Source organism: Blautia sp. AF26-2 (assembly GCF_003460955.1).
In the GTDB taxonomy this organism is placed as follows: Bacteria; Bacillota; Clostridia; order Lachnospirales; family Lachnospiraceae; genus Fusicatenibacter; species Fusicatenibacter saccharivorans.
The window spans coordinates 84,911-108,944 of record NZ_QTWD01000008.1 but is presented as its reverse complement, the minus strand read 5'-3'; the positions used below and the strand labels follow the sequence as shown (position 1 = coordinate 108,944).

The following is a 24,034-nucleotide window of genomic DNA, read 5'->3' as shown; positions in this document are numbered from 1 at the left end:
GCAGTGATTCCTGTTCAGGATATTTTTTCACTTATTAAAATTTTTTTTACAATACTATAAGAGAAGGAGGAACCAACATGAATTCAAAAAACAGAAAAATCCTTATTATCCTTATTATCGCTATTTTGGTAGCGGCAGCAGGTGGTGTTTCGTTATACCTCTATTTGACACCACAAAAGACAACCGTATATGTCTTTAACTCGAATTACGAATCAGGTACGGCATTGACAGAAAAGATGCTTACTCCTATTCGTTGCGATTCCAAAATTGTTACGGCTGGTAAAACGGCAGATGTAAAATCAAGATTCATCACTGGATCAGAGTTGACAGAAGTGTTAAATTCCGGTGATCACCTTCGCATGGATGTGGCAGAAGGTATGCCATTGACACGTTCAGAACTTTTTGTGAATGGTGGATCAGACATTGAAAAAAATATTCATGCTGGAATGATAGCGGTAACAATTCCATTGGATTCTGTGACAGGGGCTGCCGATGGCATTAGGGAAGGGTCGCATATTAACATATATGCCACAGGTTATGATGATAGCGTAGGAACAACATTATTGTTTCAAAACATGAGCGTTATCGCCGTAGAACGAAGCGAAAAAGGAACATTAACATCAGCCACAATAGAAGTAGACGCAGAACAATCCTTAAAACTGATTAATGCACAGAATAATAGTACATTGAATCTGGCTGTTGTTGATAGTACCGATTATCAATATACGGATGAGGAAACACCTACATATAATCCAAACAAATAATACATATCAACTGCCCATTTGGGCAGTTGATACATTATAGAAAGGAGAAGCTACCTCTTAACAGGAGCTATTTACAGATGAAAATATTATTAATTGACCAGAATTATTCTTTCACAACGGATATTGAAAGTCGAATGATTTTGAGTGATGATTTTGAAACAGAAATCATTACGTTGAATAATGTCAATGAGACACAGGCAAAGCTTAAAATGTTTTCGCCGGATAGAATTGTATTGAATGCGGATATTCTGCAGTATTATCCAGATTGGGATTATAATATTCCTGTTACATGTTATGCCAGAAATGTAGATACATTAAAACTTGCTGCTGAAAAAGGAATCTCCTGTTATGGCATTGTAAAGTCGGCATCACAACTTATTGATGCTATCCATAATAATTCAGTTATCACAATTCAACCGGATAGAAGCAAAGTTGAAAATTCCCGCGAAAAAACACTTTCTACATCCAGAATGCCATCGGTAAATTCGGAAAGCTTTCGGGACAATCGTCCAGAACGTGTGCCTGACAATAGAAAAGATTCTATTGCCCAGAAAAAATCTGTATTATCTGATGATATCTATACTGGTGCAGTACAGTACGAAGAGGAGGATGAAGGCGAAGATATTATCGAATCAAGAGAACCTGCTCGTGTAAAACGCCCTTCTCAAGTTCAACATTCTGAACCAATAGCTCGGAATGCCGAAAATACCAGATATTATCAGGAAATACCGGCATCAAGGAAAACGCCTGTCATGGAAGACGATACAGATGATTCGAATCAGGAAGAGGATGATTATACACTTGACTTACGGAGCAGGATGGCGAAAGTTCGGGAACAGGAAAAAATTGCCGAACAGAAACGAAAAGAAGAAGAGAAGAAGAAACAGGAGTCAATGCTTGAAAAACAGATAAGTCAGGAAGTTGGAGATACCAAAAAACGTGCCAAAATAATTACTGTGTATTCCGCGAAAGGCGGCGTTGGAAAAACAACAATTTCTTGCGAATTGGCATCATACCTTGCGCTTACGGAGCATGGCCGCGATAAATTTAAGGTCTGCATTGTCGATTATAACATTGACTTTGGGGATGTTATGGGAACCTTGCTGTATGATCCAAATAAAGCGTGCATGACCTTATGGGCTGACGAAATTCGTGGGCAATTGGAACGCATGCCTGTAAACAAGCATGGCCGCCACACGAAAGAGCAGTTGAATTCGATTCAGTATTCTGCTACACAGATCGAACGATTTCTGCAGAAGAATGAAGCATCCGGACTGTATGCACTCCTGGCACCGACCTCGAATGAAGACAGTATGGATATTTCAGGTGAAGAACTTGAAATTATGCTGAATAACATTGTTGAAAACGGAGGCTTCGATTTTGTTATTTGCGATACGGGAAACAACACCCGAGATTCGTCTTATATGACGCTTCTCAAAGCAGATCAGGTATTTCTTGTACTTACGCAGAACTTCAATACCGCCAACTGCAATAATTCGCTGTTAAAAATGTTGGATGCCCTGCATTTTGATATGAATAAAATCGGCCTCATCATCAACAAAGTACAATCTAAAAAATCAGTAGGGTTGGGAACGGATGAGCTGGAAGAAACATTTATTAATCCGTTGACAAATAAGCCCTATCCATGCATTGCACTTATCAAAGATACAAATGATATTCGACGCGCGAGCAATAATGGAGAACCGCTTGTATATAGCCCTAATAACGATTTTACGAAAAGTATTGGAAAGATCGTATCCCAAATTGTTGATGAAGAGCATGCTCTTGAACAACCGGAAAAGAAAGGATTGTTTGCACGGTTGTTTGGAAAGCGAGGATAGATATGTCATTTTCACAGTCTTCTTCTCCGACACTGATGAAGGAACAGTATCAGAAAAAGGAGAATGAAAAACAACGCATTATTGAAAAAGTTGGATCTGAACATGTGCAGCCAACAAAAGAAGAACAGGACTATGCTACAGATGTTATTAAGATTATTTCTGAACAGTTTTCCGAGGATCTGATTACAAAAAACTTGGATGATCTGGATGCACCTATCAGGAGGGCAATCGCAGCCGAATGTGAAAAGCTGCAAGTTACCTTTGAAGTTCAGAAACGCATTGAAAAAACGGTCGGAATGATGGTTCTGGGCAATGGTCCTATTGAAGAATATCTGCAAGATCCCGAAGTTACAGAAATTGTTGTACAACGATATGACAATATAGTAGTCGAGCGTCATGGAAAAGTAGAACCAGTTCCGACTATTTTTAATAGCGAGGTTCACCTTCAGACCATCATCAAGCGAATTGTCCAAAAGGTAAATCGCCAGATAAATATTGGTCATCCAATTGTAGATGCACGGCTTCAGGACGGAAGCCGTGTAAATGCAACCATTCCACCGGTTTCCCCGGATGGCGCAACACTTACAATCCGTAAATTTTCACAATCTGCACTTACTGGGGCGGACTACGTAAGAATGGGATCTATGAATAGACAGATGCTGTACTTTTTGACACTCTGTGTGAAGGGAAGATTAAATATTTTTGTCTCTGGTGGTACTGGTACAGGAAAAACCACAATGCTGAATATGCTATCGTCTTATATTGCAGAAAATGATCTGATTATTACGATAGAAGATACCTTGGAATTAAAATTGCAGCAGAAAAATGTCCGAAGAATGGAGGTTCGGCTTTCAAGCACAAAGGATATGGAAATGGTTGACCAGAAATCGCTCGTTAAAGCTGCTTTGCGTCAACGTCCAGATCGGATTATTTTAGGTGAAGTACGTGATGAATCCATCATAGATCTGGTTTCTGCTATGTCAACTGGTCATGAAGGGAGTATGAGTACCATACATGCAAACAGCCCCAGAAACATGTGTGATGTGCGAATTCCGATCTTGTACTCCTACGATAAGAATGCAGATTTTTCCGAAAAATCTATAGCATTGCAAATTGCGGAAGCTGTTCAGATAATTGTACAGCTATCACGCTTTCCTGATGGCAGCAGGAAAATAACAGCAATAACAGAGGTTGATGGACTGGAAAACTCTGGAAAATTACGACTTAATGATATTTTTTTGTATGATCGACAGAAAAAAATCTTTCATGCAACTGGTAACGTTCCTAAGACTGCTATTAGGAAAATTAGGGACCATGGTATTTCCGTAGACGAAACCATTTTTCAGATTAATGTACCAAAGGAGGAAATTAAGGCGTGAGTCTTTCTATTGTTATCGCATTATTTTGCTCTTCCATTATGTTATTTTCGCTTTTTTTTATTGCGAAAGTTCACTGCTCGGAAAGTCGCGTCAATGTAGGTGATGATTTCATTACCGTATTCCTAAAAGATCGGGAACGCGTGATAAAAAAATCAGGTTCTCGGATGGCTATTAGTACATATTTGCTAATTTTGGGCATTTCGCCATTAGCGGTAGGCGCATTTGTATATTTCTTCTCTCAAAATGGCCTTTTTTCTATCTTAATGGCATTTATGGGATTTCTGATCCCGGACATTCTTCTTATGATAATTCGAAATAGCACACAGAAAAAATATGAGGAGCGTTATGCCAGAGCTTTAAACCAGATGGGATCTTCTCTAAGAGCGGGGTTAAGCATTGCAAGAGCAGTAGAAGATGTTGCTCAATGTAAATTTGTCCATCCGTCAATGCAAAAATGTTTTGCTAAGTTGTCAGCTGATCTCCAAATGGGGCTTCCTGTATCGGAAGCTTTTCAAAGAATGGCGGATGATTGTGGTAATGAAGATGCACAAGATGTTGCACTTGCAATTGCTGTACAAGATACAGTTGGTGGACACGAAGCAGATGTGGTGTTGTCCATTGCTAAAAACATTGAAGAAAGAATTATGATGCGCAGGGAAATTAAAAGTATTTTTGCTGCAACAAGTGCGATGGTTTGGATGTTTGATTTTATTGCACCTGGTACTATTTTGTACTTTTGCATTACCAGTCCATCCTATATTGACACTTATTTTCAAGACTCTATTCATATTTTGATGTTTGTGATAATCTTGTGTATGCCATTTGTAGGATCTATCATCAACCATAAAACACTTAAACGAGTACAGAAAGGGGTGTGATTTTATGGAATTTGATGCACTTTCTATTTCTATTTTACTGGGGATAGCTATTTTTCTTTTTATTATTTTTATATCAGCGATCTTCTATAATTTGGAACATAAAGGGACTCGTTATGCCAGCGAACACCCGGACGATTGGCTATTCCATGATTTTGACTCAAAAATGTATAGTGCAATTTACGGATATGAAAAGCCAGATACTGTAGCAAATAAATTTGGAATAAAAACGGAGAAATATTATCAGAGTTGCAGTTTAGTAAGAAAACAACCAGATATGAAGCGTATGGTAATGAGATATACATATGCAATTATTTTGCTTACGATTTGTGGAGTGTTATCCATTGTATCGTCCATGTACTTTATGCCTTGCGGGATTTTGGGATTTTTTATTCTAGTTGGCTATGAACAAATGACCCTAAATGCAAAGGCGGAATCTATGAAAGCTCAAATAGCAGATGAATTGCCACGATTTCTGGATCTGCTTCAAGCAGAACTGCAGATCGGAATGCCTATTGAAAATGCAATGCTGGTTATTTGTGAGAAATTTCCATCATTAATTTCAACAGAATTTCTGAGGGCGCTTAGTGAATCACAAATGGGAGCCTCCGGCTGGCAGCAGGCCATGGAAGATGTCGCAGCGCGATATGATGAAGAAACATTAAGTGATTTTGTTCTTAACGTTTCGACTTCTTATACCAAAGGTGTTTCGATTGCAGCAACCGTATCCCGAAAAGCGGAAGATATTAGGGAAACCCATGTACTGGCGGTTAAAGAAAGAGCTGGAAAGGTTACAAATACAATTTTACTGCCGATGGCTATTTTCCAGCTTATGCCGATGATCGTATTCTTAATAATTCCAATACTATCAGAATTAACAGGAACACTTTTTTGAAAGGAAGGAAATACATATGATAGCAGAAATACTACTCATTGTTTTAAGCGGTGTTGCAGCCGTATTTGATCTGGAATACAGAAAAATCCCTAACCTCGTAATTGCAACAGGCATTTTTTGCGGATTGTTTTTATGCCAGGAGCCAAAGACAATTTTAATCCGGTGTATTGGTATAGTATTTGTATTTCTTTTTGGAATGTTTCAGCTTATGGGTATGGGAGATCTCAAATTATGGATGGCAATTGTAGCATTTGTGGGATTTTCCCGTAGCTGTTTCATCATTGTTGGCGCAGCTATACTATTATTGGGATATGCATGGTTTTTTGTACCCGGTTCGAAGCAGACAATAAAATTAACCTTACGACAGTTGTCATTAAAAAATGTACAGGTATTTGAACAGAAGGAGTTTCCCTTTGCCCCGTTCATTTTTGCCTCGTGCGTATTATATGGTATTTTGAGGAGCCTTCACGTATGTTAAAACGATTTCGGAAGGGGGCGGGAGAGTTTATCGGCTACAGCATCTCAATCCTATTCCTTACGATTTTTTATATCATCATCCTAAACTCATTGATCCTTAATAATGCCGAAAACGTGATGGAAGAATGTATCTTGAGTGTCGGAAGGCAGGTTGTAATCTGCGACTCACTGGAACAGGCACAGGAGCGAGTGCAGGATGCTGCGGAATACTATCTGGAACGCGAAACTCGGGTCATTGATCATTCATCAATTCAGGCAACGGTCGATTATACACCAGGCTATGAAAGTAAAGATCATGTCTGGAAAAAAGGAAAATTTATTCAAGTGACTGTAACTGCAGATGTACATGGATTTACACAATGGTTTAAAAAGCCGAAAACAGTCCGCTGCATCATGATGATTGAAAACGGGGGTGAAAGTTCTTGAAACTGAAGCGTTTACGACGAGGCAATGGGGTTTTTATCTATGGCTGCTTTATGCTGTTACTTATCTACGCTCTGGTCATTGGCGTTATTCAGACATATGCAATCCGTCAGATGGCGCTAAAGGCTCAAAATGCAGTAGATTCCATCTCTGATGGAGTGGCAATATATATGATTCAAAATGATGGCGCGTCCTATCAGGAAGCATATACGCAAGCTGAGAAACTTAAAAAATTATTGCAGTCAAAAACAAATATAGATATTGTTGACTTACAAATGGATGCCGATGCATTTGAAAAGAACAAGATCAGAGTTACATTATCTGTAGGGCAGTGGTATTTACCCAGTTTGGCATCCATTCATTGGGATCAGAATAATACAAAATATCAAATTCAAAAAACAGCGACAACAGAATTTATTTCTTCGAATAGTTATGGTACTGGTGCGACAGCACAGGGAACAACTATCGTGCAATTTGCGCTACAATGGGTAGGAAATCCCTATGTTTGGGGAGGAAATTCACTTACGAATGGTATTGACTGTTCGCATTTTGTATGGCAGTGTCTTACGCATTGTGGAGTATACAATGGTCCATATGCGACATCAGGTGAGTGGAGATCTTTAGGTCAGCCTGTCGCAGATTTGGCGCACGCAAAAGCTGGCGATGTCTTATGCTATGCTGGACATGTCGCAATTTATGATGGAAATGGTATGATTGTGGAGGCGAAAAATGAAACAGCGGGAATAACACATGATCGAAGCGCAGATTGTCGCCCAATTCTTGCAATTCGAAGATTCACAACAGATTAGAGGAATAAGTAATGGAAAGATTAAGAGCAGGAAATGGAGAATTTCTCGCAGCTGCGTTTATGAGTGTGTTTATCACTTCGATGGTGATATTGATAATTGCGGTGATGCAGATCAATTTCTCAATGAATAATCTGTCAAAAGCCATAGTATCATCATCCAGGGCTGTAGCGGTGTGTGCCACAAAAACAAACGCCGAAAAACTATCACTGGAAGTGGCACAAGCGTCGATTGAAAATCAGAATATATCGGATATCAAGGTTGCACTTGAATATGCAGATTCAAATTGTAATAAGTGGGTTACTGGAAATCAAGTTATTATAACCGTATCCGCGTATGTAAAAACGATGTCCCCGTTTTTATCTGGCGAACGAAGTATTGTACATATGGTTACTATAGAAGATTCTGACGAATTAGTTGGAAATGGGAATGCCGAGAAAATATGGAACTATCTTCTGTCACATGGGATTACACCAGCAGGAGTAGCCGGTATACTTGGAAATATGGCGAATGAATCCAGTACAAACTTAGATCCTACCTTGTTGGAAGAACGGGCCGTTAGAAGGACAAGGATTACGGGTCAAATGTATACACAAATGGTAGATTCCGGTGAAATATCAAGAGCAGAGGTTATTAGCAGTTCCAGATTCGGACTCTATTCCGGTGGAAGATATGGATATGGAATTGTCCAGTTTACAGATCCAACGATTAAGGAGTATCTGTGCCGCTATACAATAGATAAAGGAAAGAGTATCGGAGATTTAAAAGGACAATTGGATTCTCTGATGGCGTATTTGCAGCAGTATGAGCCTGCATTACTTAATACCCTAAAATCCATACAGGATGTGGAAGCCGCATCCATTGCTTTTTTGACACAATATGAAAAACCGGCCGATATAGAGCGTGAAAAAGGTAAACGTGCTTCAGCTGCATTATTATATTATCAACAATTATTAAAGTAATTGAAGATGGACAAACAGATATCGTGTATCTAATAGAACAATTCACTTTTATGTAATTTACGAATTGCACCTTTGGAAAGAATACGCTATAATTATTTTGGTTGAGGAATGTGAATAGCCGCTGATAAAACGTATTAAATTGCTGCGCCAACAGCTTTTAATACGTTTTATTTTTTTGCGCATAATTCTTCTTATATAGTATTGAGAAAAAACTGGAGAAAGGATTCACGTACAAAAAAATCCAGTATAATTTTATTTTTTTCTTCTTTCACAATACTATAGACAGACATATAGATTGGAAAGGAGGCACTATCATGTTTAAAAAATATGTCAAACAGTTTCTTACAGATGAATCCGGAATGGAATTGTTGCAGCTTGCTATTGTTGTCGTAATCACAGTAGGATTAATCGGTGTAATGACGAAGTTGATGAACACGGTTCGTGAGAACATCAGTAAAGCCAATGATAATGCAAACACCGAGATGCAGGGCATCCTCAGAGATGCGAATTCTGATTCCTGATTTGGCACAACAAGACCATAGTTCCAGTAAAATCGCTGTGAGCTATGGTCTTATTTGGGAGGAATACTATATGCAGAGAAAAAAAATCCAAATATGGTTAGGAATATTGGCGATATGTACATCATTGGGGACACCTATATCAACCTATGCTGATACCCAAGATGTCACAACCAATGTTGGCGATAAAACGACCATAAAATCAGACGGAAGTGACAAAGAAACGACCAACGGTCAAGAGGATTCTTCAGATACAACATCTGGGGGTGATACAACTGTACATTACACAGAAGCGCAGTTGAAAGCAATGGACGCAAAAAAGAAATTGAATTATGAATTACGTTCAATTTTAACGGAGATCAGGAAAAATGCGGACGAAAACGGAATATTTCACAGTCCAAATTCGTCCATCAAGGATATTGGGTATTCTTATGGAACCGTTGATGTCAAGAAAGATCAAATTGATCAGATTTTGGATTATTTAAAAGACTTTGAGTCCGTTTTAAATAAGGATAATAATCGTCAGGATTTTGATGTTATTAGTTCTGTCACTAATCCGATTTTCGATAATATGCACATGCCAAAGAAGAGTTTTAGTGAACCTACAATAGAAGATGGCGGCGGGAAAATTGCGCTTATGGATAAAAATGGAGATTTATCCTTGATTGTCAGTGCGTCAGATGCGCCGTCAGATGGCTTATTAGCCACATATGAGAAAAGTCTACAGACAGATCAAGAAAATGGAAATAAAGGGCAAGATTCGGAATCTTCAAGCAATGCTGAAGATTCAACGGATAAGAATACAAATGGTCAGAACGGATCAGATAGTAATAAGGGAGACAATCAAAATAGCTCTTATCTTACAGGAAATAGTGCAGACGACATTCTGCTTCGGCAGGTTATGGATGCTATTGCAAAGAAAATGGGATTTTCATTTTCAGACGATCAATTTCTTACGAAACTGATTCAACAAGATGGTAGAAATTATTTGCTGATATTTCAGAATAAGAAAGATCCACCTTTTAAACTGATAGAAGGTTCTAGTCTAAACCAAAACTCGAACACAAATTCATCAAATAATAGTACCGGAACTTCAAATAATGGTAATAATAGTAGCGGCTCAGACAAGAATAGTTCCAACACTGGAAGCAATAGTTCTTCTTCTGACAATATTTCCTCCGTTACGCAGATTCCAGACTACAAAGATGGCTCTACGACAATGCCGGGAGTACGTGATGACCTTGTGGATGGGGGCATGAATGCATTTTACACAATAACGGATACATATGAACTATTCTCCAGATTTTCTGGCAGCAATGCAATGAATAATTACTGTACACTGGCTTATATCAAAGATATTCATGTTGACAGTATAAGAAAAAACGTTATATTGAAGACAAACTATAAGTCCAATGTCAGACGATGGGTAGTGGAAAAGGATGGAGGATCTAAAGTGGTTGTCCAAACGGATGATCCAAAACATCAATTTGATTTTTCAACAATGGACCCAGGTGAATATACTGTTACAGCATATCAAAAAGTAACTTACACAGTTGGAACCAGTGTGAAGTATGATATATGCGAATATCTCTTCGATCCAGTTACGAATGGTCTTATTTATTTCAACGAACAGACGGTCGAAAATGGAACAAATAAGTCCTTGAGCTTGGACACAGTTACCAAAACAGGTTATGTTGCCACTGGTGATGTATTTCGAATCCATGTCAACAATCTGGGAAAAGTGGAAACGGTCAGCCCGTCAACCAATAGAACTGAATGAGTGAACAGATTGCCCCCGCGAAAAACGGGGGCTTTAATTTTGTGATGCAAAGCTTCGAAACAGGGAAATACATGTTTCCGGAAGGTCATCGGATATCGTTCTCTGCTCGTAAGCAATATTTAAAGAAAATAGATGTGAGCCATCCCATATAAGGCATTCGACAATCTGCATTTGCACAGAATCTACAACATACGTAGCTTTTGCAGTGGCTTTTGCATCAGAAGCCTGAAAGCTATTCATCATAAAACTTTGCTTGTCGCTTCCAATTAACTGTGCCATATCTGTTGCGGTCATAGAGGACAGACTGCTGTCATAATCCTGCATCGTTATTGTCATAGACGCATTGCTCGATTGATCCATTGCGACGATCGAATTAGATGATGTTCCTAAGACCCATGTGTCCGGGTATGCAAATTCAAATTGATCTGCTGATAAATACTGCAATGCGTAGCCGTCCGGAATGGGATTTTCTGCGTTCCAGGAAAAAGAATTCAGCATTTTTTCTATATAAGGAAGGATTTTTTCGTAAATTTCATCGTTAAATATGCAGGATAAGCGTATAATATGCTCCCGGTCCCAATAAACTTCTTCAATATAATCGTAAGTGCTATTTTTAAGATCTTGATACATCACTTCATAACTGGATGCGCTTTTTCGTGTAAAATTTTTAAAAGTTTTTCCATCTTGTGTGATTGACGTGGAGAGAGTATCTGCGGCAACGTTATTAATCGCGGGATTATACGCGAAAACCTCCATGCGTATCGTAGCTCCAGAAGGCTTGTGGATGTAAGATACAGTATCGTGGTCTATAACCTGTGTCCAATCTTTCGGAATGCTGATTGAAAAATGATATGTATTATCTGCGTAGATTTGCGTTTCGATATTGTCTTCTTCACTTGAGCTGTCAGAAAGCGTTTCCTGTTGGACGACATCTGTCGAAGTGTATACGGCCAGAGTATTGTTTTGCTTGTTTTGCCCAATGACTGCAGCAACAATAGATATGCCTAAAAAGGCGAAAAGAATTACCTTTCCATAGGTTTTGAAAAAGCCATTCTGCATAATCGTTCCTCCTCATGGCTAAATAGAGTGTATGTTTAAACGTTTTGTAAATACAAAATTCAATTTTTTAGCAGTTAAATTTTGACTTCTAAAATTGCTATTGTAATATTGTTATATTGTCATGTTTTAGTGTAATAATATATAATATATAAATTTTAACTACTAAAGTTGTTTTTTTAATTTTAAAAGTCGATTTTAGCAGTCAAAATTCGACTTCCATTCTGTTTCACTTCTTTTTCTCAAAAGCATAACTTTATCACGTTATATCATTAAAGCGAAGCTTGGATAGAAAGATACACGAATCTTAATCATCTGTTAGCAGTTAAAAGGAGCGATTCCATGTATCCCATGTTATATTGTCTCTGGTAGAAGTTGTTGAATTTATTGCTCTCATCAATGCAATCCTGAAGTTTATATTCTATTCCAGTAATAGCTGGCTGCTCTGTCTCTTCAGTACCAGACGAAGCAGTTTCTTTTGTGGAACAATCACTGTCGTTTAAAGTATGAACTGTAGTGTCTGCTATGGCATTATCCGTGTTGCTTCTTTTGGTATGTTTTTTCGAATGACGGCGGCGATAGGCATTATAATCATTTGCCCATCTGGAAATTATTTTGAGATTCATATATGTAGGTGGATATTTTTTTCGGATTTTTTCAATCTGGTATTTTATGACTTTTGCACCGTAGATATCTACCAGCATTTTGTAATCCTCCAACGGCAAAATATGACCATCGTTGCCAATTATAAGGTTTCCATCAAGAACAGGATATTCGTCAATTTTGGTGATATCCGAGTCCTGTTGTTTTACAGGTGTTTCTTTTTGAATTTTGGGGTTAGATGTTGTAGAAGAATACAATTTTTTTGAAAAAGTTTCCATAAAGGTTTGAATAAAAGCTTGCATAAAATCTGCTTGAGGTTGTTGCAAAGACAAACAATTTTTCGTGGCGTTTGACACTTCTGTAAAGTTTTCTGAGTGAGAGCTTGCAGAATCCACTTCTATGTTTGCCTTTGAATTAGTCTCTGCCAATGTGGATGGTAAAATATCACCTTGGGGTTGAATCGGTTTCCCATCAGTGCCATAAACAGAAATTAAGGTTTCTTTTCTGCGTGCCACGAAACGTTCAATTAATCCTATATCTTGGAGGCTGCGAAGCGCTTTACCGGCAGTGCCTTCTGTGCAGTGTAATAGTTTGGCTGCGTCTTTTTGCGTGCATGATATGTATTCCTGACCTGTAAGGGCTTGTGTATACAAATGCGCATACAGCAATTTTGCATCGGAAGTTAATTCACAATACGGTGCTTTGAAATAAAATTCACTAGAAATAATAATTGTTTCCATAGATAAACCTCCTTAGTACCTTTAATTTTGAACCGAGAATGTGTCCGCAAGACAAATTCATAGTTATAGTATTGAAAAAAAAGTTGAAAAAAGAATTCTCATGTACGAAAAAATTATTTAGAAGCAAATTTACCATTCTACTAAGTGTACGGAGGTGATAGATATGGCAGATAATAAGATAGAGATCCTTACTTCAAATGCCAAACAAGTTATCAATGATTATGTGCTTGGTACAGATACCGATTTTCAGAAGGTTGAAAACGCAATTCAAGAGCTTGCAGAGAATGATATTTCTACGCTTAACTGGAATTCATTGGAAAACTATCCGGATAGATCGCATGATTACCAATTTTCATATAATAATTCAGACGGAACTATAAACATATGGGATACCGAATCTGAAAGCTATCTAAGTCCATCTGAATTTTTACTAAGTGAACACTCAGATCGTCAGATGGCATGTGATCAGTATGCCCAGCATCGTCTGCAGTTTCTTGAGAACACACCTGAAGCATTAAGAGACTGTGTTTCTAACATATTTCAGACTTTAAAAGATTACCATTTGGACGTAACTATTTTGTCTGTACCTAATAAGACAGGCTCTTTGGACGGAAAGGATTTTTTCGCATTTGATGTGAGTGGAGGACGGGAACAGATTTTTCATAGCCAGACAGGTACATCGATCGGACTGAAAGAATTTCAGGAAACATTGGAACAACTGCAATTTTGGGATCATGAAGAGGATTCTACATCAGATGAGCGAATTAATCGTATTCTTGATGCAGCAGCAGATAATCCTGCGCGTCTGCGTATGGAAGTGAATTTCCTTTTTGATGATAAGATTCAGCCGAATGGAGTTGATTTTGATGAAAATGCGTCAATTACATGGACAATTCGTGGAAATCATGAAACAGAGACATTTATTTTGACACGAGATCCTGATACGCATGAAATAACGGCATATGAAGCGAACCATGGAGTCTTGAATATCGAACAGTTACAAGAAGAAGCCTCCCGGATTGGCGTTGCAGATGTGTCGCTTTCCAATCGTGTTACTTCAGATGAATACACGCAGTTAGATCATATGCAGACTATGGAAAAAGCGTCAGCCAAAGCAACTATATCGGCGGTAACAATGGAACGTGGTTTGCGCGGAATGGGATCGCTGACTTGGCATATGCATGGCACAAACGGGCAGGAAGATTTCTCCTTAGATGGAAATAGAGATGGATCTCCCATTATACGGGACAAAGCTGGAAAAGAATATGATATAGATTCTATGTATAATAAGCTGGAAGACATCGGATATTTTAAAACAGCAGATCCAGCTCCCGTCGATATGTACGCGCTGCCAGCAAGAGAAGAGTTACCGACTTACAATTCGTTATTTAATTTTTTCCCTCCAGAAGTTCGGAAGAATATGGATGCAGATGAAATAAAAGAAATACGAGCGTCCAATCCTTATTATGGCATAGTGGATGGAATTGATATGACACGTAAGACAATTCCAATCCATGTGGATAATGCAACGATTCGAAACCTCTTGGGAGAATCCTATCAAGATGCCACTATAGATCGTATGTCCGTGTCTACTCAATACGGAAATTATATCTCAATAGAAGGCGTAAAGTTCGGTATTACAGACCGTATTTATCTTGATGGCGACATCACGAAAAAGGATGGGGAAAAAGAACATATCAATGCTCAATATGCTATCCGGGCAGATGGTGTGTATGTGTATTCAATCGGTCAGGATCAGGTATCAAGTTCGCACAAAATCAGAATTGTTACTGGAAATGATGCTCCTGAGAAGATGGTTCCGTTTGATCGCCTAAGCTTATCACATCGAAAAAATTGGTTTGCAAATGATGTAAAGGCTAGGATAGAACGGTTAGAAAAAGGATCACCAGAGCGGCTGGACCAATTCAAACAAACGCCTATGTATAAAGGCTATGAAAATTATCAGAAAATACAGGAACTATTAGAGGAGTCAAAAACACTCGTGGATTCTGCAAAAGCAGATGGAGATAAGGCTATTGAAGAGTTATCTCCGGAAAAGCAGAAAGAATATGCTTTGGCCGTGCATGATTATCAGGAAGCAGTTTCTGCCGTTGAAAAAATTGTAGAAACAAAATTTGCAGCAGCGGTTAGAGATATTGTTAATAATGCGGTCGATGAAATAAAAGAGAGTGTTATGCTCGGCGGAAACATGGAGAAAAAATTTGATTTCTATCTGGATCAGAGAAATCAAACTATGGATATCCGTGATAAACTGACCGAATATCGAAACACAAAGCTAGATCGAATCCATGATTTTCAAGAGCGTTATACAAATCAAGGAAACAATATCATTGACAGTCTTGATTTTGGGCGTTTTGAAGATGCAGAAAAGGCAGTTGCAGCCTTTGGCGAATTGAGAGAAGAATACGCGGCATATAAAAAAGATTGCGCGGATGTGGAGAGAGTGCAGCCAACGATAGAAAGAGCTGAAAAATATCTTGACTTGTGCGATGCAATTATATCAAGTGCAACCAAACAGGATGCTTTTTCAAAAAGAGATATGGGACAATTTTTGGCGGATCATGGTCCGATGCAGACTTTGCGGGAATATTTATATTTTGAGGCTCGTTTCCCCATGGGATGTGATATGAGAGATTATGCTTCTGCATTGAAAGACTCTTTACGCGATGTGGACAAGCTGGAAGTACAAGAAAAGGTAGATGCTTATAACGAACGGCAGACAGATTCTGCGTATAAGCTTCATATTGGTGATGACGGTGGTATATATACCAGTTTTGGCTATCGTATCAGTTATGACTATCATGATACAACCAGAAATGTAATGCACTATTATACAGAGCGTGAAGACGGCAACACCTATATGCAGATTGATGCGCCAACATACTACTACAAAGAATCAGAAAACAAGATAACGACAGATGTCAGCAATGGACATATTCCCGTCTCTTCGAATGCCCCGCTAATTGGAAGAGAGGTCGGCGTTGATTATACCAATGCCTGGAATGCGCTGCGATATACACTTCCGGAGAGCGGGAATACTACAATGGCAGATATTTTAGAGTCTGTAAGAAGAGATTTTCTGGGAAGTAAATCAGCAAATCAATACGATTACATTCGTAAGGATATGGATGTTATTGGGCATCCGGTGGAACGTTATCGCCCGATAATTGACGATATACTAAAATCCGAAAAATCGTATACATTTGACGAAATCAAAGAAAAATTCATGGACTTAAAAGAAAACACCATGGATAAAGTTGAAAAAAATACACCAGAAAATTCCACGGCGGACTCCGAAAAGAGTGAATCTGGCATAGAAAAAAACAGACAGTATAATCTGATGACGCGGGCTGAGGTGAATTTGGAAGGTCAATTACATTTGACGCAAGAGAAAGTTGAAGCGTTAGAAGTTCAGGCAGAGAAAATAGCATCGTCCAAAGGAACAAGTATTGAAGTAGAAAAAGGAAATTTGATTCAGGAAACGTTCGAAAAAATAAAGCCGTATTTGTCCGGGCTAAAAGAATTGCAAGGGAAAATGGAGGGAATGCAGGATCGAATTGGAGATTCCCGTTTACTCCGAAGCAATACTTTTTACCAAGATTACAAAATGCAATATGATTTTTGTGCTAAAAAGGCACTTGACCTTGGTGCAGCCTATGGAAAGGATCAGGTTATTAAGAATTATATATCCAATAATGACTTAAGAATGGATCGGCAGGAGTATTATAAAACGAACTACTATACCAGTCTTGAGCAAAGAATTCTTTCGGGTGGACAAGAGGGGCTTGAAAAATATGAAACCGAAAACGGAAAGTCCTATACATATGGCACTAAATATGATCTTAGTGCTTGGGAAAAGGTAGGAAACTTTTTTGCATCTACGATATTTCGCCCGTATTTTCGCAATATTGAGAAAACGATTGATCGTGATCCTCATGCAAAAGTTGCTTACGAAACAGTCCCTGCAGTTGAAAAGCCCGAGGAAAATCCCGTTGATACTTCCTCAATGGTAAGCGGAGGAGCGCAGGGAGGCGTTACGACGGAGAATCAAGCTGCTGATGGTATGGACTCGAAAAATTCAGAAGAATCTGGAGCTTTAGCGGATGAAAAGAAAGCAGAAGAGGAGCAGCATATGGATTTAAAAGATGCGATTGAGCGTGAGAATCAGGACACAAAAGACGATGCTATGGTTGCGGAGCAGACCAGAATGGAAAGTCAGGATAACGATCAGGACAATATGACCGAGGCTGCAAATTCAAAGGATAATAGCGAATCCGTAGTGAACGGTGAAGAAGTTCATGAAATCCCGGAATCTGATGTATTGGAAACTGTTGAAATAAGCAGCGCGGATGAGGATGTGACAGCAGATTTCGAAATAAGTCAGTCAAGAGATAAGCCAGAATCTGATTCTGGTGCAATGCCAGAAAGCCTGGATGTTCAAGATAGACAGGAGGAACTGTTAATAGGGAGTGTTGGTGAAGATCATTCAGATAGTGATTCATTTTCAACGGCGGATGCTAAAAATGACACGTTTGAACCAACAACTGATGATGCAACATTAGAACGTGGGGAATCACAGGCGGAAAGCCCAGCGATAGGATCTGAAAATGCAAATAGTTTCCATGAAGAGTACAAAGCACAATTTTCTGACTGTCTTAATGCGGCAAATGCATTAGATGATGTCCTTTCACAAGCAATAGAAGACGTTTTTTCAGATGAAAATCTTGGATATATGGATATTGTAAACGCAGCCGCGGATGCAATCACAGATCATTATAATTCAGATACGCCGTATTCCGAAGCTGCTGAATCGAGTGCAGATCTCGTATATGAGGTTACTGATTTGGACGGTAAGCCAATGGATAATATGGATACGATGGCTGAAAAATTACAGCAAAATGGACTTTCTGCAGAACATGTCGATCATTTATATGAGTTGGCAAGCGACCGATATGCATCTCCAGAAGAACCGTTTGAGCAACCAGATCCATATGAAGGCTTTATGGATCTGGATTCTGGTGTGACAGATTCAGTAGATAGGGTAGATATGTCGCAATCATCATCCGTAGATGCACAGCAGAAACTGGACTTTTATGAACCAAACCAGTTTTTAGATCAAATGAGCAATGATTTGGATTCCTATGTTCAGGCTATTGAGCATGCGGAAAATATAGGAACAGATGTTCCGGATACCGCGTTATCGGATATTGTTGGCTCCAGTTTTTCCGTAGATAGCCTGAAATCAGCAATTGATTTAATAGAAGCGGAAGTCAAAAGCACGGCGGATGATGATAGAGATGCCCAAGAGACTATGGATACAGATCCTGTTTTATCGGAAGATATCCCTGAAAGTTCCATAGAGCCAGAGGTGGATGATAGTTTGGATGCAGACGAGTGGAGGCGATATTTATGATGATTCAGATTCTCTTTGTACTTGTGTTTCTAGTGTTTTTCTTTATTGGCGCAGGAATCTCTATAAAAATAATTGCAGATGCGAAACGATTTAATATTCATTTTGAAAAATGTAGAATGGAAAAGCGAAAACAAAAAGAAAAGGGATACCGAAATAAGCGAGGATCAATACATAACCGTTTTACACGCCGGGAACCATATACTGATTTTATATGTATGACAGAAGGAAAGAATTCAGAAGCTCATGTGAAACATGCTCGTGAAAAAGAAGATTCTGCATATCATTATCCTAAAAAGGATGACTAAAATAGAACTGGGCCAGCATTGTCTGGTCCAGTTTTGTATCTAATTTTGAGAACAATTTTCAATACTATATATATCGGAATAGAAAGGAGGAACTGGTATGCAAAACATTAAGGTATCAAAAGATTGTTATATTCCAAAAGATAACATCAAATTATACATAGCATATGATAGTAATGCTGTGCGGAAAGATGTTCGTATCAAAAGAAAACAGGGGCTTATATACGACTATACAAATGGGAAAAAAACTATGTCGGTTATATATCTTAAAAACGGGGAGCTGGTATTAACCCCTGTTTCCGTAGATACATTGAATCAGCGAATGGAAAAGGAGTGATTGATTTGAATGATTTTTCAACTTTGATTGCGGCTGGCGCGGCAGGTCTTATGCTGGGAATTGTGTCTCCAGTGGCATACTTAAAAGTTCGAAGAAAAAAGAAAAAATATCAGTTCAAGTCAGAACCTGTTTCTAAGAAGATTACGGCGGACCGCAGGTATCTGAATGGCAGGCGTGATCACTCAACAGAGGAATACTAGAAAGGAGTTAAAATGCAGAAAAAAATTGCACGCAAAATAGCATCAATAACGGCAGTCAGTTTGGCTTCTGGACTAATAACTGTTCCGGCAGGGGCCAATGCGGATCTCACGCCAAATTTGCAGATTATGCAGAAGACAGAGATAATAAGCGACGAAGCGTTAGATCAATCATATCAATATGATTATCAATCAGATGGGAACGATCAAATATTTACGCAGGTCGAAACGTCGTGGGATAACGCTTTCGTGGCTAAGAAATTAGTCGTTGGAGATTGGAAAAACTACGATGGAGATGTCGTTGTTTCGATTCTTAAAGATGATGGAATGGAATATCAGCTTCAAACGACCGAAAACGCTCAAGTCGAACTTTCTGATTATGGAGAAATTTCAAGCATCAAATTGCAGCCGGCAGGTGAAATTGCAAATTCAGATGCTTCAATGTCAGGGATGGTAATTGATGGCGACATTGATATGTCACAAGCGTCTGATACTGTAGAATTAAAAGGGACTATTCGGGAATCAGAAGACGGGGAGAACTTCACATCAAAGGTAGACGAAACAGTCTCAGCAACGGTTTTGAAAACGAGTTATAAAATTGAAACACCAGTATGGAAAACAGAGCAGGACAAGCTTTCTTACGGTCAAACAGCCAAGGTGACATTGGATGGTTTGGCTGGAACCGGAACAGCAGAACTTTCCAGCTATGAATGTCAACTGATCATCCCAAAAGGAACAGAAATTGAGCAGATTGATCTTCCAGAATTTGAACATGCAACAAGTACACTATTTGTTGATGGGAAAGAATATACGGAAGGAATCATTACCTCTGATTCCAAAGTTCTGTTACAAATTTGTCTCGAAAAGGACAATAATAGTTTGATTGAAGACGACAATAGTCAAGATGAAGACAACAATAGTTCTGCATATGACTTCAAACAAACAAAAAGTTTGTCACTGTTATTAAAAAACATTCAACAGGATGCAAAAAGTGAGGATGTTTTGATCCAGGCATACGTAAAAGCGGTCTATGGTGATGATCAGGAAGTAAAAACAGAAGCCTCTCAAAAGATACAGCTTATTTGTGAATATCAGATGGAAAGTCCAAAAGTTTCCAGTTCAGCCACAATAATTCCTGGACAGGATGATGTACAACTTACATTTAATAATATGAATGCAACAGCGACAACATCTGTCACGGGTTATGTGGTAGATTTTTATATTCCATCTGATTTGACAGTGGAAACAATACGTGTCCCGGAATTTGTTGATTCAGAGGGAAACTCCGTAGAACGTTTGATTACAATTAATGGTCAACATCCCAGTATCTTGAACAAAACCATTTTTTTATACGATAAAATAGGTTCTTTTCAAATGGTCGTATATACAAAAGATGGCACGTTTTCGCAAAGCAGAGATATGGTAATCACTGCAAGCAATCAAACTTCTTCTGAAAAAGAGATTGAAATCAAAGCTGTTGCAAATGGATATTATGCAAATAATCTTGTCCAAACGGTAGAATCTAACATTCAAAAGTTGACCTTACAGAAGGTTGTTACCCCGCCGGCTCCAACACCAGAGCCGACAATTGAGCCAACGGTAACACCAGAGCCAGAGCCGGAACCAACACAGACTCCGACACAGGCTCCGGAACCTTCCCCAAACCCGACAACTACACCGATACCAACACCAACGATTACGCCGGAACCAACAACAGTACCAAGCGAAAGTGATTCTGTCAAAAAAGAGGCTGCAAACCTGAAGCCACTCACACCAAATGTATCAGTTTCAAATACAACATCGGGTGATACGTTAAAAGCTGAAAAGAAGCAGGAAACAAACGATATTGTGGATAAATTGCGTCCGACTGCTACTACTGCGGTACAGGAAACTGCAGTTACAGATGATTTTTCGAATAAGCAAACTTCTGAAAAAACTGAAAGTTCTTCTGACGCTGCAAGAGTTACAACAGCTCCGGCAGAAAAAATTGAAAAGACAAGCCCAGAGAAAGTAAAAGATGCTGTAGAAGAAACGGTAAATGAAAACAGAGGAATACAAGTATTATTAATATTACTTGTGATTATCGGCTGTGGAATTGCAGTTCTTATAGGCATGTTTTTACACTTTACTCGAAAGAAGAAACATCTTTTACATCTCGAAGAAAAAATGAATGACTCGAAAAATGTAAAAGGGGATTCTTAATATGCCAAAATATATATGTGGTGCGACATCAGACATTGGGGTTGGACGAGAGCAGCAGGAGGATTTTGTGCAATTCTGCGAGCTTGATGAGGAAACATTGTTGTGCATCGTTGCGGATGGAACAGGTTCTATGCCGCAGCGACCGCAACCAGCATCTATTGTTGCTATGGACATAATTGAAAACATCAAGGATTCGTTTGGGAAAAAACCGGATTTGCTAATAAAGTATCCGAAATTTTTCCTCGAAAAGGCTATGAATGATGCGAATCGGATTTTGGGAGCATTTCAAATGGGAAATGAAGAATTGTTTTCCGGTTATTCGGCAAGTGTAACATGCTGCTTGTTTTTGCCGGACCGCAAAATAGCAATTGGACATAGCGGTAATACCAGGCTGTATATTATCCGCAATGGAAAAGTCAATCTGATTACTCATGATCATACGCAAGCGTACGAACTATTACAGGAAGGGAAGATTGATAGCGAGACATATTATGTGCATGACGGAAGATTAAAGCTAACCAGTGGAATTGGAAAGATCATTAACCCGCGGATTGACACAATTTCCGGAAAATTGCAGGAGCAGGATTTGGTATTGATGACTACAGATGGAATCCATTATGCATTGCGCCCGGATGCAATGTCTGAGATCATCCTAAATTCGCCACCGGAGGGGACGGAAGCTACCAATGCACTTGTTAATGCAGCTAAAAATATTGTTAAATATCCTGACAATATGTCCGCAATGCTGATTTACATGCCATCTGGTTTTCTGTAAATGGATAGTAAAAGAAAAGCTCCCTACGCTTAAATTAGGGAGCTTTTCTCTACTATAGCTATCCATCAGAACATGTTTCTGACGTAAAAAAGTCATATGGCATTATTTTTGGTACTTTTTCATGATTTCCTGTAAATCTTTCGGGTCGAACGTTTCCAAAAGTTGTTGAGACATAATATGCATAATAATCAGAACCGTAAAGTAAAAGGAAATTTGGCCTGTGCGTTTTGATGCCGAACTTACAGAAGTGATGAAACGAGAAATTAACTTTTTGGCTGCCCGCACTTCACTTGGATTAAGCTGTATAGCCGTGTCCTTGAGATGAATGATCATATATTTCCTCCGTTATGTTCCACTATTCAAACTGTATTGGTACGAATAATACTCATAGAAAAAGTCGTTCTGCATTTCACTAGGAAGTGTATTATGAAGAAGTTCTACGGGATTTTCGTATAGATTACGAATAGGCTCTATTAACTTGTGTTCTTTGGCAAAATGGCAGAATTTGCGTTTGTCTGCGAAAAAACCATACAGTTCTTCCACTGAATGAAAGTTTCCAAAGTGATTTAACGCATAGGCAAGGCAAATTTCCAAATTGTATTCTGCGTCTCCAGATAAGAAAAAATTTTTGGGAAATTTTTTGAGTTTTCCCTGTAATACTTTTTCGTAGACAAACAAAACCTGTTTCCGTTTGGAGATACGAATCTGTTCTGGATACACAAAAGCAGCAAGGTAGAAAAGATCTGTCTCTGGATTGCATTCGGATGGAAAGTCGATTTGATGAACAATTCTGGTTAAATGCAACTGTTCGGCTATCTGAGGGGTTAAATAGTCACGGACTTGTTCAGGCGTCCATTCTAAAAGCTCTTCAAAGATGAAACGTAAAATTTGTTTTGCTGTAGTCTTTTCTCGCAAACGGGTTAGGGATAATTGAGAAAATTTTTGAGTATTCCCTAATAATATGCCTTCATACTCAACAAAAAGTGCATAATTCATAGTTTATGAAACCTCCTTCGTTTTTTCCCTTCAACTTATAGTATTAGAAAACAAAAAACAAAAAACGAATTCACGTACGACAGAAAGGAAATTTGAGTAATGACGAAAAAGAAAATTATTTTATGTGTCACAATAATCGCATTAAGTATTTTGGGGATTTTTGCATTTAAAAGTTTTCAAAAATACCAGAAACAATATACTGGAAAACAATGGTATGAACGGCAAAGCGACTATATTAATGATTTATCTGTATATGCGGGTGAAATGGATGACATTTTTTCTCTCTATATTGCCGAAAGCATTTCTGAGGACGATTTCTTGAATCATGTTAGTTTGCTGCAAAATCAATTAAGCGTAATTCAGGTTAGCTATCAACAGGAAAAGGAAAATCATCCTGTAAGAACTGGATCTTATACATATAATCAGAAATATGCTTGTGAAGGTGTTGAGGAGACATTGACGCATCTTCAGGAGATCTTAGATATGGCTCGTGAAAATAGTGGAGATGTTACCACACTCGCGTACAAATATTTGGCGTTACACCAAAATATCATTGATTCCATGTCAAAATATACAGCAGCACAAACGGCCATTGCCGCCGGAAATCCCTAAATTGTTATGGGATTGATTTATGATACTATAATCGAAAAGTGTTAACCGCGGTATAGTAGT

22 protein-coding genes are annotated in these 24,034 nt (G+C 38.6%); 18 read left to right on the top strand and 4 right to left on the bottom strand.

Annotated elements, in window-relative coordinates:
- Positions 1-77: 77 nt before the first annotated feature.
- The 11 genes from DWY63_RS11815 to DWY63_RS11765 all read left to right on the top strand — a co-directional run bounded on the left by DWY63_RS11815 (position 78) and on the right by DWY63_RS11765 (position 10,720).
- Positions 78-764, top strand: a complete 687-nt coding sequence (locus DWY63_RS11815) for an RcpC/CpaB family pilus assembly protein (protein ID WP_117802242.1) — start codon at positions 78-80, stop codon at positions 762-764.
- Between the two features lie 77 nt (positions 765-841).
- Positions 842-2,605 (top strand): AAA family ATPase, encoded by a 1,764-nt coding sequence (locus tag DWY63_RS11810; protein ID WP_117802241.1) that lies wholly within the window; start codon positions 842-844, stop codon positions 2,603-2,605.
- Positions 2,606-2,607: 2 nt separating this feature from the next.
- Entirely contained in the window at positions 2,608-3,984 is a 1,377-nt protein-coding gene (locus DWY63_RS11805; RefSeq protein WP_117802240.1) for a CpaF family protein, read from the top strand.
- A complete protein-coding gene (locus tag DWY63_RS11800) occupies positions 3,981-4,862 on the top strand; it encodes a type II secretion system F family protein (protein WP_117802239.1) in 882 nt (293 codons plus the stop codon). The genes DWY63_RS11805 and DWY63_RS11800 overlap by 4 nt, the downstream gene beginning before the upstream one ends.
- A 4-nt stretch (positions 4,863-4,866) precedes the next feature.
- Positions 4,867-5,754, top strand: a complete 888-nt coding sequence (locus DWY63_RS11795; protein ID WP_117802238.1) for a type II secretion system F family protein — start codon at positions 4,867-4,869, stop codon at positions 5,752-5,754.
- Between the two features lie 16 nt (positions 5,755-5,770).
- Positions 5,771-6,232, top strand: a complete 462-nt coding sequence (locus DWY63_RS11790) for a prepilin peptidase (RefSeq protein WP_117802237.1) — start codon at positions 5,771-5,773, stop codon at positions 6,230-6,232.
- Positions 6,226-6,657 (top strand): hypothetical protein, encoded by a 432-nt coding sequence (locus DWY63_RS11785; protein ID WP_117802236.1) that lies wholly within the window; start codon positions 6,226-6,228, stop codon positions 6,655-6,657. The genes DWY63_RS11790 and DWY63_RS11785 overlap by 7 nt, the downstream gene beginning before the upstream one ends.
- Positions 6,654-7,463, top strand: a complete 810-nt coding sequence (locus DWY63_RS11780; RefSeq protein WP_117802235.1) for a C40 family peptidase — start codon at positions 6,654-6,656, stop codon at positions 7,461-7,463. Before DWY63_RS11785 ends, DWY63_RS11780 begins: the two co-directional genes overlap by 4 nt.
- 11 nt (positions 7,464-7,474) lie before the next feature.
- On the top strand, positions 7,475-8,422 hold the full coding sequence (locus DWY63_RS11775; protein WP_117802234.1) for a phage tail tip lysozyme: 948 nt from the start codon (positions 7,475-7,477) through the stop codon (positions 8,420-8,422).
- Positions 8,423-8,736: 314 nt separating this feature from the next.
- Positions 8,737-8,943: a hypothetical protein gene (locus tag DWY63_RS11770; protein WP_117802233.1), complete on the top strand. Its 207-nt coding sequence runs from the start codon at positions 8,737-8,739 to the stop codon at positions 8,941-8,943.
- A 70-nt stretch (positions 8,944-9,013) separates the two neighbouring features.
- Entirely contained in the window at positions 9,014-10,720 is a 1,707-nt protein-coding gene (locus DWY63_RS11765; protein WP_117802232.1) for a hypothetical protein, read from the top strand.
- A 33-nt stretch (positions 10,721-10,753) separates the two neighbouring features.
- Here DWY63_RS11765 and DWY63_RS11760 read toward each other — a convergent pair whose 3' ends face one another.
- Together DWY63_RS11760 and DWY63_RS11755 are read right to left on the bottom strand one after the other, a co-directional pair.
- Positions 10,754-11,779 (bottom strand): hypothetical protein, encoded by a 1,026-nt coding sequence (locus tag DWY63_RS11760; RefSeq protein WP_117802231.1) that lies wholly within the window; start codon positions 11,777-11,779, stop codon positions 10,754-10,756.
- A gap of 308 nt (positions 11,780-12,087) precedes the next feature.
- Entirely contained in the window at positions 12,088-13,119 is a 1,032-nt protein-coding gene (locus tag DWY63_RS11755; protein WP_117802230.1) for a hypothetical protein, read from the bottom strand.
- A gap of 163 nt (positions 13,120-13,282) precedes the next feature.
- Here DWY63_RS11755 and DWY63_RS11750 point away from each other — a divergent pair, with 163 nt between their 5' ends.
- The 6 genes from DWY63_RS11750 to DWY63_RS11725 all read left to right on the top strand — a co-directional run bounded on the left by DWY63_RS11750 (position 13,283) and on the right by DWY63_RS11725 (position 22,366).
- Positions 13,283-18,553, top strand: coding sequence for a hypothetical protein (locus DWY63_RS11750; RefSeq protein WP_117802229.1), 5,271 nt, complete (start codon positions 13,283-13,285; stop codon positions 18,551-18,553).
- Positions 18,550-18,858, top strand: a complete 309-nt coding sequence (locus DWY63_RS11745) for a hypothetical protein (RefSeq protein WP_117802228.1) — start codon at positions 18,550-18,552, stop codon at positions 18,856-18,858. Before DWY63_RS11750 ends, DWY63_RS11745 begins: the two co-directional genes overlap by 4 nt.
- 97 nt (positions 18,859-18,955) lie before the next feature.
- Complete coding sequence (locus tag DWY63_RS11740) at positions 18,956-19,192, top strand: extracellular matrix/biofilm biosynthesis regulator RemA family protein (RefSeq protein ID WP_117802227.1); 237 nt, start codon at positions 18,956-18,958, stop codon at positions 19,190-19,192.
- A 5-nt stretch (positions 19,193-19,197) separates the two neighbouring features.
- Positions 19,198-19,392 (top strand): hypothetical protein, encoded by a 195-nt coding sequence (locus DWY63_RS11735; protein WP_117802226.1) that lies wholly within the window; start codon positions 19,198-19,200, stop codon positions 19,390-19,392.
- Positions 19,393-19,404: 12 nt separating this feature from the next.
- On the top strand, positions 19,405-21,591 hold the full coding sequence (locus tag DWY63_RS11730; RefSeq protein ID WP_117802225.1) for a hypothetical protein: 2,187 nt from the start codon (positions 19,405-19,407) through the stop codon (positions 21,589-21,591).
- Between the two features lies 1 nt (position 21,592).
- Positions 21,593-22,366, top strand: coding sequence for a PP2C family protein-serine/threonine phosphatase (locus DWY63_RS11725; RefSeq protein ID WP_117802224.1), 774 nt, complete (start codon positions 21,593-21,595; stop codon positions 22,364-22,366).
- 102 nt (positions 22,367-22,468) lie between these two features.
- Here DWY63_RS11725 and DWY63_RS11720 read toward each other — a convergent pair whose 3' ends face one another.
- Positions 22,469-22,699 carry a hypothetical protein gene (locus tag DWY63_RS11720; RefSeq protein ID WP_117802223.1) on the bottom strand — a complete coding sequence of 77 codons (231 nt, stop codon included), beginning with the start codon at positions 22,697-22,699 and terminating at the stop codon, positions 22,469-22,471.
- Between the two features lie 12 nt (positions 22,700-22,711).
- A complete protein-coding gene (locus tag DWY63_RS11715; protein ID WP_117802222.1) occupies positions 22,712-23,362 on the bottom strand; it encodes a hypothetical protein in 651 nt (216 codons plus the stop codon).
- 99 nt (positions 23,363-23,461) lie between these two features.
- Here DWY63_RS11715 and DWY63_RS11710 point away from each other — a divergent pair, with 99 nt between their 5' ends.
- Positions 23,462-23,974 carry a hypothetical protein gene (locus DWY63_RS11710; RefSeq protein WP_117802221.1) on the top strand — a complete coding sequence of 171 codons (513 nt, stop codon included), beginning with the start codon at positions 23,462-23,464 and terminating at the stop codon, positions 23,972-23,974.
- Positions 23,975-24,034: the final 60 nt, after the last annotated feature.